Source organism: Halobellus sp. LT62 (assembly GCF_037031285.1).
GTDB classification, from domain to species: domain Archaea; phylum Halobacteriota; class Halobacteria; order Halobacteriales; family Haloferacaceae; genus Haloquadratum; species Haloquadratum salinisoli.
The window spans coordinates 1701781-1713672 of record NZ_JAYEZO010000001.1 but is presented as its reverse complement, the minus strand read 5'-3'; the positions used below and the strand labels follow the sequence as shown (position 1 = coordinate 1713672).

Annotated in this window: 13 protein-coding genes; 7 read left to right on the top strand and 6 right to left on the bottom strand. The window is 62.9% G+C overall.

The features are described 5' to 3' along the window. Nucleotides 1-14 precede the first annotated feature (14 nt). Nucleotides 15-1472, bottom strand: a complete 1458-nt coding sequence (locus tag U5919_RS08335; protein ID WP_336023507.1) for a hypothetical protein — start codon at nt 1470-1472, stop codon at nt 15-17. Between the two features lies 1 nt (nt 1473). After that, nucleotides 1474-1752, bottom strand: coding sequence for an ArsR family transcriptional regulator (locus tag U5919_RS08330; RefSeq protein ID WP_336023505.1), 279 nt, complete (start codon nt 1750-1752; stop codon nt 1474-1476). A 302-nt stretch (nt 1753-2054) separates the two neighbouring features. On the opposite strand from U5919_RS08330, the gene U5919_RS08325 reads away from it, so the two are divergent. Continuing rightward, nucleotides 2055-2234 (top strand): DUF7511 domain-containing protein, encoded by a 180-nt coding sequence (locus tag U5919_RS08325; RefSeq protein WP_336023502.1) that lies wholly within the window; start codon nt 2055-2057, stop codon nt 2232-2234. Between the two features lie 92 nt (nt 2235-2326). Here U5919_RS08325 and U5919_RS08320 read toward each other — a convergent pair whose 3' ends face one another. Beyond that, nucleotides 2327-3229 (bottom strand): DUF4397 domain-containing protein, encoded by a 903-nt coding sequence (locus U5919_RS08320; protein ID WP_336023500.1) that lies wholly within the window; start codon nt 3227-3229, stop codon nt 2327-2329. Nucleotides 3230-3443: 214 nt separating this feature from the next. Here U5919_RS08320 and U5919_RS08315 point away from each other — a divergent pair, with 214 nt between their 5' ends. Continuing rightward, nucleotides 3444-4730 carry a CARDB domain-containing protein gene (locus U5919_RS08315; RefSeq protein ID WP_336023498.1) on the top strand — a complete coding sequence of 429 codons (1287 nt, stop codon included), beginning with the start codon at nt 3444-3446 and terminating at the stop codon, nt 4728-4730. Nucleotides 4731-5216: 486 nt separating this feature from the next. Here U5919_RS08315 and U5919_RS08310 read toward each other — a convergent pair whose 3' ends face one another. Continuing rightward, nucleotides 5217-5477 carry a hypothetical protein gene (locus U5919_RS08310; protein ID WP_336023496.1) on the bottom strand — a complete coding sequence of 87 codons (261 nt, stop codon included), beginning with the start codon at nt 5475-5477 and terminating at the stop codon, nt 5217-5219. 303 nt (nt 5478-5780) lie between these two features. Between U5919_RS08310 and U5919_RS08305 the strand changes: the two genes are divergently transcribed. The 5 genes from U5919_RS08305 to U5919_RS08285 all read left to right on the top strand — a co-directional run bounded on the left by U5919_RS08305 (nt 5781) and on the right by U5919_RS08285 (nt 10473). Next, on the top strand, nt 5781-6431 hold the full coding sequence (locus U5919_RS08305) for a hypothetical protein (RefSeq protein ID WP_336023494.1): 651 nt from the start codon (nt 5781-5783) through the stop codon (nt 6429-6431). Between the two features lie 167 nt (nt 6432-6598). Next, complete coding sequence (locus U5919_RS08300) at nt 6599-6925, top strand: Hsp20/alpha crystallin family protein (protein WP_336023492.1); 327 nt, start codon at nt 6599-6601, stop codon at nt 6923-6925. Between the two features lie 547 nt (nt 6926-7472). Continuing rightward, nucleotides 7473-8246, top strand: a complete 774-nt coding sequence (proC, locus tag U5919_RS08295) for a pyrroline-5-carboxylate reductase (protein WP_336023490.1) — start codon at nt 7473-7475, stop codon at nt 8244-8246. Beyond that, a complete protein-coding gene (gene proB / locus U5919_RS08290) occupies nt 8243-9070 on the top strand; it encodes a glutamate 5-kinase (RefSeq protein WP_336023488.1) in 828 nt (275 codons plus the stop codon). The genes proC and proB overlap by 4 nt, the downstream gene beginning before the upstream one ends. 47 nt (nt 9071-9117) lie before the next feature. Beyond that, nucleotides 9118-10473: a glutamate-5-semialdehyde dehydrogenase gene (locus U5919_RS08285; RefSeq protein ID WP_336023486.1), complete on the top strand. Its 1356-nt coding sequence runs from the start codon at nt 9118-9120 to the stop codon at nt 10471-10473. A gap of 37 nt (nt 10474-10510) precedes the next feature. On the opposite strand, the gene msrA is transcribed toward U5919_RS08285, so the two are convergent. Both msrA and U5919_RS08275 read right to left on the bottom strand, forming a co-directional pair. Then, the gene (gene msrA, locus U5919_RS08280) at nt 10511-11047 is read right to left on the bottom strand and encodes a peptide-methionine (S)-S-oxide reductase MsrA (protein ID WP_336023485.1); all 537 of its coding nucleotides are present in this window, start codon (nt 11045-11047) and stop codon (nt 10511-10513) included. A gap of 289 nt (nt 11048-11336) precedes the next feature. Continuing rightward, the gene (locus U5919_RS08275; protein WP_336023483.1) at nt 11337-11819 is read right to left on the bottom strand and encodes a dihydrofolate reductase; all 483 of its coding nucleotides are present in this window, start codon (nt 11817-11819) and stop codon (nt 11337-11339) included. Nucleotides 11820-11892 lie beyond the last annotated feature (73 nt).

Sequence of the window (11892 nt, the reverse complement as noted above, 5' to 3'; positions counted from 1 at the left end):
TTAACTGTTTCCCGTCACTCGTCCTCGGTCAGCGTTCGTATTTCGTCGGGTGTGACGTTGGTATCGATCGTCTCAAGCGTCGCCTCTTGGAGTACAATCGCCGCGCCGCCGACGTCGACGGTCGCATCTCGCAGGACGTTGTCGTGAGAGCGCTGGAACCCGACACCGTTCCGGTTCGTAGCCGCGTGCGAGACGTCGATTCCGCTCAGGGTGCAGCCGCCGCGGCCGTCGATCTTGATCGCGAACTCGTTGTCGGCCTCGCCCGTCACCGTCACTCCCTCGCAGTCGACCCACAGTTTCTCGGTGGCGTCGCGCAGGGAGTCCGCCGGCGTCTTCGCCCAGACCCCGTGAACGTCGTCGGCGTCGATCCGTATCTCGGTGTCTCGAACCGTCATCGATGGGAGCTCCGACGACAGGGTGATTCCGCCGTCGCTCGACGAGACGTCGATCATTTCGACGCGGCAGTTCTCGACCAGCGGCGGTTCGGCGTCCGCCGCCGGTTCGGAATTGGTCAGCCGAATGCCCCGCATGTTCTCGAACCCCTTCGAGGCGTCGTCACAACGCACGTGTACGTTCCTGACGACGGATCCGGCGCGTACCCGGACGTTCGCGATACCGTTGTTCGCGTAGTAGCCCCCGTCGACGATGATTCGCCCGACAGCGGGGTCGGCGTACAGGCCGTTGTCGCCGAACCCGACGATGTGGCAGTCGGAGAACGTGATCTCTCCCCGGTTGTCGTCACCGACGTAACAGCCCGTGACCTGCTCTTCGGGAACGGAGCCGTCCGGAAGCCGAAGCCGCTCGACGACCCCAGAACCGTCGGAGTCCGTGACGTCGACGCGGACCGCCCCGCGTCCGCCTTCGATCTGCCCGTTTACGGTCACGTCGCTGATACGCAGATCGTCCGGTGCCCGCACGTCGAGTGCGCGGATGTCGGTGTTGTTTTCGGTGAAATCGAACTGGAGGTTTCGGATATGAATGGCCCCGTCGCCGCCGACGAAAAAGAGGGTTCCAGAGGCGTCTTCCATCGGCACGATCGTCGCGCCGTCTCCCACGATTCCGAAGCGGTCGAGCCCCGAGAGATCGAGGCTCTCCTCGATGGGATACTCCCCCGATGGCAGAAACAACAACTCTCCGTCGCTCGCTGCGTCGCTGATCACGTCGCCGATCGGCTCCCCTCCCGTGGGATCGACGCCGAGGTCGGTCAGATCCGTCACCGAATCGAACGGCGGCGGGACCGGCGTCGCCGGGGGATCGACGTCTCCCCGTGGCGGCGAGGCGAGTTCGTCTGTCGACCGATCGCGATCTCGCTGACCGCCGCACCCCGAAAGCGAAAGGATGCCTACCGTTCCCGCCAGTGCTCGCCGGAGGAGCGTTCGACGCCGCCAGCCGTCCGAACCGGGACCTTCACCGGACTCGCCGGATGGCGATCCCCTCGATGGGAGGCGATCGGGCGTTTCTGGATCAGTCATCTCAATCGGCTAATCCGGCTGACTGTATCTTCTGCCACATTCGATCTCCCTTCGTCGTGAGGTCGTACCTGCGATTCTTTCGCTGCTCTTCTGGGACGACGAGCTCGACGATCGAGCGGTTGCGAAGCCGTCGTAACGCGCGAGAGACGTGCGACGGAGAGAGGCTCTCGGCGTTCGCGATTTCGGTCGTCGTCGCCGGACCGTCTTGAAGGACGTTCAGAACCGCCAAGCGGTACTTCGAGGAGATGATGAACCCGATCGCGTCCCACTGTGATGACATCGGGTTCTCCTTCCCGCAGAACGCTCTTTGGTATTCGCCTGCTACAGCTTTCGCCACTCCTTACTCAGTGAGAGAGCGGTCGTGGGAGAGCGCACGTCCGGATGGTTCTCACCGCGGTCCGTTCTCTCAACCGATTCGATTCGATCCCGTTTCAAGCACTGCTTTACTTATACGCTATTACACACATATAGATGTAAAGCTAGGCAGCCCAAAGCAACGCACAAGTAACGAAACGTAACACTGACTGAACAGGTAGTAGGTACCGTATTACAAGTTCCTCTCGTTCCGCACGCATCATCGAAATGCCATCAAAAGTGGACGTGGGCGAGGAGTTGTACCCCCTCCGGGCGACGGTCGTCGAGTACGAACAGAGTCCGGACGAGTGCACGATTCACCCGCTCGACCCGCCCGAATCGGGCCGAACCACGCAGTGGATCACTGCCCGAGAAGGCTCCTACGTACCGCTCGAGAGGTGTCAGTAAGACCGCAAAAGCCCCCACAAACGAGCGTTCCGCAGCCGTCGCGTCTCTCCACTGCCATAGCCGTATTCCGCTAGTGGGGTCTCCCTGTTCCGCTACTCCGTCGTGGCTGCAGTCGTTTCTTCGGTCATCTCCGTTCCGTTGGCGGTCGCAGTCGCTTCGCTCTCGACCGTGTCGGTCGCGAGTGTGAGGTCGAACGGTTCGTCCGCCGCCGCCTCGTCCGGGTTCAGATACCCCATAGCGAACGCCGTGTAGCCGGTCATCGACGCCAGTTCGACGTCGAAGGAGGCGACAGCTTCGCTCTCGCCGGCGGCTCGGACCTCAAGGGTGTATGCGCCGGACGGAACAGTGGCGTAGTCGCTGGCCTCGCCGAACGCGAGTTCGGAGATCAGCGGTTCCTCCTCGCCTTCGACGGCGACGTCGACCGCCGGAGCGTCAGGCGACGCGTGCAACGCACGGACTCGAGACTCCTCCGCGCCCGCGGCGGAGACGTCGTCCTCGAAGGCCTGGACCTCGAACGTCTCGGCCTCCAGTTCGCCGAGCGCGACGAGTGACGTCGCCGATCCCTCCGAAACCTCGACCTCGTCGTCGAAGACGACCGTCTCTTGGTCTCCCGCGGCGGTTATCTGCACTTGGTATGACCCCGCCGCGAGCGAGAGGTACTCGCTGACGCTTCGGAAGGCGACGTCGCTCAGCGCGGCCTCGTCGTCGACGTAGACGTCGACGTTCGGCGCGTCGGGCGCGGCGTGCACCACGCGTACGAGTGCGTCGCCATCGCCGCCTTCGGTCGTCGTTTCTTCGGCCTCTGTCGTGGCCTCAGTCTCTGTGGGGGCGTCCGTCTCAGTCGTTGTCGGGGAACCGTTCGTCTCCTCGGTCCCGCCGCTGTCGTCTTCTCCACCGTTTCCGGTTCCGTCGCCACCGCAGCCTGCGAGGCCAACGGTGGTTACGGCGGTGACTGTACCAACGAACTGCCGTCTACTGAGGTGCGTGTGCACCATACCGGTGTCTGGGAGAGAACACGTAAGACGCTATTTTCCACCTGTCCGGGAATCTTCCCGCTTTAGCTGAATAAACGCTTTCTACTCCCCGATTTTGTTAGCCTTACCGGAGATAGGCACCCGACGTGGATAGACTCACCGAATTCTGCGTAGGACCACCATATATCAGATATCGAATGTATACTATTGCGGTACGGACGTGAATCTCATTCGTATGGTCAACATATCACGACCGGAGCTGTTCGGTTGGGCTGCGCTGTTCGGGTGCGTGCTCGTGCTCGCGATGGCGGGAGCAAGCGGCGTCGGCGTCGCCGTGGCGGCCCCAGCAGACATCGGTGCGTCCGAGGTCCACCTACAGGTCGCGGAGAACGAGACCGAGCCGGAGCGAATCGGCCCGTTTTTCCAGATTCAAGAGGTGGAGACAAACACGCCGATAAAGGCCGGTGAGACCGTCGAAGTAACCGTTACCGTCGAAAACGTGGGTAACGAAACCGGGGAAAAGGAGGTGTGGTTCCACCTCGACCAGTACTACAAGGACGACGCTGAATTCCAGTTGTCTCCCGGCGAGTCGGAGACGGTAACGCTCACGTACGTCAGCAAGAGCGAGAACGCGAAGGACTGGACGCTGCGAGTCGATACACCGGACGATCGGTATACGGAGACCGTAACAATCGAAGAGCCGGCGCAGACTCGCACGTCGCGGGGCAGTTCCGGAGGGCCCACCGGATCCGACGGACACCCCCACTTCCAGATCACTGATATGCACGTCGAAGAATCGGTTCTCGCGGGCGATACCCTCAGGATGAACGCGACCGTCGAAAACACCGGTCGTGATCTCGGCGAGAAACTTGTCTGGTTCACCCTCGACGGCGACACCGTCAACGAAACCATCATCGAACTGCCCGAAGGGGATTCGAAGACGGTGACGACCGAACTCAACACGTCGATCGAGGACGCCGGAGCGCACCGTATCACGGCGAACACCTCCGACGACGTCGTGAGCGAGCGCGTCGAGTTCGTCGAACCCGAACCCGAATTCGAGGTACAGTCGGTCGATATTCCCGAAAGAGTGCCCGCAGGAGAGCCACTGATCGTTGACGCGACCGTCGGCAACGTCGGCGATATCTCCGGAACAGTCCCCGTTCGGCTGACGATCGACGGTCACTTCATCGACGAACAGCGAACGGATGTCGCCGAGAACGGATCGTCGACGGTCGAACTGCAGTATCGGAGCAACGTCTGGATGACGGGTGAGCTAAACGTCACCGTCGGCGCGGCCGAACACAACGTCTCTCGAACGGTCACCGTGTTCGAACCGACGCCCACGGCGACGGCCGACCCACCGACGACTGCCACCTCGACGCCGGAGTCTCCGGACACGGAGACCGCAGAACCGTCCACCTCCGCGCCGGACTCCTCGTGGCGGGGACCGAATCCGGGCCTCTCCGTCTTGGTTGTCGCGTTGTTCGCCGGCGCACTCGCCGTCACCAGATGGGGATAACCCCGGTACGTCTCTCGGTCGAAGACAGCCTTGGCCCCGCTATCGAAGTGGTCCGAACGTTCGCTTCGAGGATTGGTCGGGAGGCGCGGTTCGTCGGTTCGGTGGCATAAATTCGCTGACGGGTAGTCTGTGTCACGTTCGCAGTAATTTCGGTGTATCCGACGACGCCGGCGACTCGCCCCCGACCGGTAAGTTCTCCCTTCACGTGAAATAGGCGAAACCACGCGTGAACGGGCTTCTCAGTACGGCTGCCGGAATTTTGAATACACACTGAATTACAATACTGGTTCCAGATCAACGCTGTTTCTGTCCCGGGGTCACCCTCGGGGAATGACTATGGTAGATCCGAACCAACCACAACCGTCACCAGTGGAGCAACAGAGCCAGTATCAGCAGCTGCCGTCACAGCAGCCCGCAGGGGGGCAGCCCGTGCAGGCGCAGCCCACACAGACACAAGGGAGCCAGCCCACACAGGCACCAGTTCAATCACCCCAGCAGCCGATCTCGGCGTACACCCAACAGCCGCAGACGCACCCACAGCAGTCCCCGGCGCAACCGCAACAGGCACAGACCCAACCACAACAGCCGCCGACACAGCAATCGCAGCAGCCGCAGCAGCAGCCACAACAACTGCAACCGCAGCAGCAGCCGCAACAGCCGCAACAACTGCAACCGCAGCAGCAATCGCAGCAGCCGCAGCAGCAATCGCAGCAGCCGCAGCAGCAATCGCAGCAGCCGCAGCAGCAATCGCAGCCGTATGGTCGGCAAGCGACTGCCGGTGGCTACCAGTCCGGACAGCAGCCGTCCCAGCAGTCGTTCGGACAGCAGCCGTCACAGCAGTCGCAACCGCGGCAGTCGATCTCGGGACAACAGGGACAGGGAGGGCAGCCGCAGCAGCAGCCAGCACAGTCTCCCTCCGGGCAGTCACAGACAGCACAGCAACAGTCCCGGCCGTCCGAAGGGACACAGCAGTACTCTCCGCCCGCAGCGATCCAGCCGCAGTCGTTCGCGCCGCAACAGCCGGCAGGATCCCAGTCGCAGGGCGCAGCGATGCAGACGCCTGAATCGGTCTCAGGGACGTCACAATCGGGATCACAGCCGGTCCAAGTGAGCCCCGTTGCGGCGATGCAACAGCGGTCTTCGTCGACGCAGGCACAGCCCAGTGCGGCGATGCAGACCCAGCCGTCCGAGATTCCGCTCGCCCAGACCCAACAGACGTTGGGACAGTACGGACAGAGCACACCGGGACAGGGACTATCGGGTCAGTTCGAGCAGTCGAGCCAGCAGCCCGGCGCTTCCGAGTGGAGCCCGACGGCGGGGCAACAGACGATGCTCCTCGGCAGCCAGTACGAGCAGTCGGTCCCACAGGAGGTGCGGGCCGCCATCGAGGACGTGAACCACCTCAACAACGTCCTCGACTGGGCGAAGACGCGACTCACACAGCGCGGAAACGGATCGGCAGCGCGAGCCTGTGAGGACGTCCACGACTGCGCGGAGATGACCAAGGAGTTCATGCTGCGCGACTCGCCGTTCGCTTCTGGAGCCGCCAGAGAACTCCAGCGGACCATCCAAGGCGCGAGCCGAGAGCTCCAGCAGCACTCCAACGAACCCGAAATCCAAGAGGTCTTGAGCCGGATCCAACAGACGAACGGTTCTATCGAACAGAGCATTCCCCGGCTCCAATCGGGGTCACTCTCGTAAGTAAGATGTCTTCAGAACCCTACGGATCACAAGCACCGTACGCGCCATCGAGGGGCTGGTCGACCGAACAGGTATCGGGCCAGTCGCCGCAATCGGCGGGTCCGGAGGCGCTGACCCCGTCACCGCAGATGGAGACCGCCCCGGGGTCCGCTGTCGGTGGGCTCCCGATGGCTCCGACGCCCTCGATCGATCTCATCGAGAACACGGACGAAATCTGGGTGTTCATCGATCTGCCGGGATTCAAGCCCGAGGAGATCCAACTCGAGGGCGATCCGCGGACGCTCCACGTCAGCGCGACTCGACCCTCGGAGATCGAGGACGGCCGGAACGTCCTGATCAACGAGCGGACCGTACAGATCGACCGCGTGATCCAGTTCCCGACTGACGTCGAGATGGACGAAATCGATGCCGTCTTCGACGACGGCGTCTGTAAGATCACGGTCCCGAAGGCGGCGAGCGAGCGGTACCGAGAGATCGATATCCGTTCCCCGTAGCGCTACCGAGACGCTCGCATCGTTCCGACGGTTCCGTTTTTTTTACCGTATCCCAATATAACGGGAAATTTAGATATACTGTATTAAGTTGCTTTTTCAATATCAACTATGACTTTATTTTGTTATTTAAAACGCATATAAAAGCAATATCTACCTTGTTCACGTAGTATTAGAAAATATACTGAGTTTGGGAGCGACAAAATATAACTTAAATATATTTATACAGTTTTAGTCATTTTTGCGGTTCGTGCTTTCGCACGCGCGACACGGCGTACGTGCTTCGGGCCCGATATTGTCACCACTCGCGGCGGCTTCGGGATCACTCCGGTCCAATTCGCTGGCTGACCCGTTTTCACACAATAATATTCATCACTGAATGAATCCACTGAACACAACTACTGAATATCTTAGCAATGCCGAGCGAAACGGACGAGATGCCCGTTCTCGGGTGGCTACTGCTCGCTGGGAGACAGTCGGCCGACCCCGCCGAGAACCCGGCTGAAAACCAAAGTTCGTATATCGAACCAGACGCGTAGAGGTAACTAAGATGATCGACGTCAGCGTAATCGGCAGCGGAAATATGGGAGGAGCCATCATCGCGGGGCTCTCACAGGCCGGAGGCTACCGGATCACGGCGTACGACGTGGACCCCGACGCCTTCGAGCGGATCGAGGAGTACGCCGACCGAACGACGACCGATATCGACGACGTCCGCGACTCGTCTGTCGTCGTCGTCGCCGTCAAGCCGGACATCGTCCCGCTGGTGCTCGAAGACCTCGACCTTCGGGCCGACCAGACGCTCGTCACGATCGCTGCAGGCGTCTCGCGGGCCGTCGTCGAGGCCGAAACCGAGGCGACGGTCGTCCGCATTATGCCGAACCTCGCGGCGAGAACGCGCAATATGGCGGCCGCGGTCGCCTGGGACGCCCCCGACGAGAACGTCGAACAGATGCTCTCTGATCTCGGCGAGTTCGTCGTCATCGACGAGGACCTGATGGACGTCGCCACGGCGCTGAACGGCAGTGGGCCCGCGTTCGTCTTCTACCTCATCGGCGCGATGCAAAAGCGGGCCGTCGACGAGGGAATGGATGCCGAAAACGCCCGTGTATTGGCCGCACAGACGTTCAAGGGTGCCGCGGAGACGGTCCTCCGCTCCGACGAGTCGATCGAGGACCTCATCGACGCCGTCTGCTCGCCCGGCGGAACGACGATCGAAGGGATGGAGGTGCTGTGGGACAGCGACGTCGAAGCCGTCGTCGGCGACGCGCTGAGCGCCGCGTCACGGCGCTCCGCCGAGCTCGCAGAGGAAGCCGAAAAATGAGCGAGGCCGTCACGTCCTCGGAGGTCGCCGACGCGCGCCGACTCGCCGCTGAGGCCGGACGGGTCGTCGTCAAGGCCGGGACGAACTCGCTCACCGACGAGACGTCGAACCTCGACGACGAGAAACTCGACAAACTCGTCGACGACGTCGCCGGGCTCGTCGAGCGCGGGAAAGACGTCATTTTAGTCTCCTCCGGCGCGGTCGGTGCCGGAAAGGGCCGGATCGGCTTCGCCCCCGACGACACCGTCGAGGAGTCTCAAGCCCTGTCGACGATCGGCCAGAGCCACCTGATGCGCCGGTACACCGAGAGCTTCGAGCGCTACGGCTTGACGGTCGCCCAAATTCTCGTGACCGAGCACGATCTCGACGACACCGATCGGTTCACCAACTTCAAGAACACGATCGACACGCTGCTGGAGTGGGGCGTGGTTCCCATTATCAACGAGAACGACGCGGTCGCGACCGAGGAGATCCGCATCGGCGACAACGATATGATCTCCTCGTCGATCGCGGTCGGCATCGGGGCGGACCTGCTGGTGACGCTCACCGACGTCGGCGGCGTTTACACCGGCAACCCCAAGCACGAGGAGGAGGCGGAGCTCATCGATGCGGTCGGCCGGAACTATGACGCGGTCGAGCGGATCATCGAGGACAGCGCCAGCGACTCGTTCGGCGGCATCCGGACCAAAGTTCGGGGGGCACGGACGATGAGCGAACACGGCCGTCCCGCAATCATCGCTCGCTCGACCGAACCGGACGTGCTCGAACGGATCGCCACCGAACAGCCCGTCGGAACCATCTTTATCCCGATCAACGACCACTGAACGACCGATACACACTGCTCCCCGACAACTACTGACCCAACTCAACGATGACCGAACCCACCACCACGACCGAGAAATCGGCCGAAACGAAAGTGACGGAAGCACAGTCCGCGGCGCTTGAACTCGCGAACCTCTCGGAATCGACGCGGAACGACGCGCTGTACGCCATCGCAGACGCTATCGAGGCACACAGCGACGCAATCCTCGAAGCCAACGCGAAGGACGTCGAGGCGGGCGAGGAGCTCCTCGAAGCGGGCGAGTACACCCAGGCGTTCGTCGACCGGCTGAAGCTCTCGGAGTCGAAGCTCGAAAGCATCGCCGAGATGGTCCGCAGCGTCGCAGAGCAGGAGGACCCGCTGGGTCGAACGCTCGCGGCCCGTCGGCTAGATGAGGACCTCGAACTGTACAAGCTTGCGGTCCCGATCGGCGTGCTCGGGACCGTCTTCGAGTCCCGACCCGACGCGCTGGTCCAGATCGCCGCGCTCAGCCTCAAGTCCGGGAACAGCGTGATCCTGAAAGGCGGCAGCGAGGCCGCACACTCGAACCGGATCCTCTACGACGTCATCGTCGACGCCGTCGCTGACGTCCCCGACGGCTGGGCCCAGCTCATCGAGGCCCGCGAGGACGTCGAGACGCTGCTCGAACGCGACGACGCCGTCGACCTGCTGATGCCCCGCGGAAGCTCCGAATTCGTCAGCTACGTCGAGGACAACACGAAGATCCCGGTCCTCGGCCACACCGAGGGGATCTGTCACGTCTACGTCGACGACGACGCCGACCTCGAGATGGCCGCGGACGTCGCCTTCGACGCGAAGGTGCAGTACCCCGCGGTGTGTAACGCCGTCGAGACGCTGCTCGTCCACGAGTCGGTCGCCGCCGACTTCCTGCCCGGACTCGCAGATCGCTACCGCGAGGCCGACGTCGAACTCCGCGGTGACGATCGGGCGCGCGAGATCACCGAGATGAACGCCGCGAGCGACGCCGACTGGGACACCGAGTACGGCGATCTGATCCTCGCGATCAAGGTCGTCGACTCGCTCGAGGACGCAATCGATCATGTCAACGCGCACGGCTCGAAGCACACCGAGTCGATCGTGACCGAGACGCCGGAGCACGCAGAGCAGTTTATGCGACGCATCGACGCCGCCAGCGTCTTCCACAACGCCTCGACGCGGTTCGCGGACGGGTACCGCTTTGGCCTCGGCGCGGAGGTTGGAATCAGCACCGGCAAGACGCACGCCCGCGGCCCCGTCGGTCTCGAAGGACTGACGACGTACAAGTACCACCTCGAAGGCGACGGGCAGTTGGTCGCGACCTACGCCGGCGAGAACGCGAAGCCGTATCTTCACGAGGACTTCGACGGCGAGTGGATCCCGGGGCGACTCGCCGGGAACCGCTCGTAGCGACGCGCGAGAACGCGGCCTTACGCAGTCGTCCGAATTACGCGGTCGTCCGAACCAGCTTTTCGAACTTCTCGCGCACTTTCTCGACCTTCGGCGCGGCGTGCATCCGGCAGTAGGCGTCCGAGGGGTTCTTCTCGAAGTAGTCTTGGTGGTACTCCTCGGCGGGCCAGAAGCGTTCGAGGGGTTCGATCTCGGTGACTACCTCGTCGGCGTACTCCGAATCGAGCGCCTCGACGTAGGCTTCGGCCTGTCGGTGCTGCTCGTCGTCGTGGTAGAGGACGATCGAGCGGTACTGCGACCCGACGTCCGGGCCCTGTCGGTTGAGCTGCGTGGGGTCGTGAGTCGCGAAGAACACCTCCAGCAGGTCGGCGTACGTGATCTCGTCGGGATCGAACTCGACCTGCACGACCTCCGCGTGGCCCGTCGAGCCGGAACAGACCTCCCGATACGTCGGGTCCGCCGTCTCGCCCCCCGCGTACCCCGACGTGACAGACTCGACGCCCGCCAGCTCCTTCATCGCCGCCTCGGTACACCAGAAGCATCCGCCGCCGAACGTGGCCGTTTCGAGTGTCATACCCGGTATTGGACGTCGATTCGTATGTACCTGACGCGGGCGCGCGATCGGCGCGGCGCAGATGACTGGGCCGGGGGCGATTGGACGAATGACGCGACGCAGCTGACGGGGCCGGGGGCGATCGAAAGGACGACGAAGGTTTATATCCTAATGAGCGGCCAACGCCCCCGTGACCTGACAGAGAGCCGCGTCGGAACACGGCGGGAGTTCGGGACAACCGACGCGGGATCGAGATGTGGCCGTACGCCGAGGATACGGCTCGCTCAGTGCAACCCGACTGCTCGCTATTTCATCGGATTCGTCGCACCCACTCTTCGAGCGTGAACCCGTCCCACTGCTCCGACAACGCCAACCGCCACTCCGACTCCTCCCACTCGGGGTATCGCACGTCGCCGTCGTACGCCCCCGGAATTCGACTCAACGCCATCCGATCGACGTGCGGTTGGAAGAGTTCGTAGATCGCAGCGCCGCCGAGCACGTACACCGTGTCGGCACCGAGCGACTCGGCGATAGCGACCGCCTCGTCCACGCTGCTCGCGTGAAACGCGGTGTCGACGTCGAAAGCGCGTTCGGTCCGACTGAGGACAATCTGGTGGCTGCCCGGGAGATCCTCGCGCATCGACTCGAACGTTCGCCGGCCGAGGACGACGGGCGCGTCAGCGACGCGTCGGCGGTACTGACGCTTGTCTGCGGGGATGCTCTCCCAGGGTAGATCGCCGTCGCGTCCGATGACGCCGTTCTCGGCGACTGCGGCGACTGAGACGAGTTCCATCAGTGTGGGCTACGCCTCGCCGATACAAAACTGCCGCCCCGTCGAGCGCGCGGCGGCGTCCCATTAGTGGCCG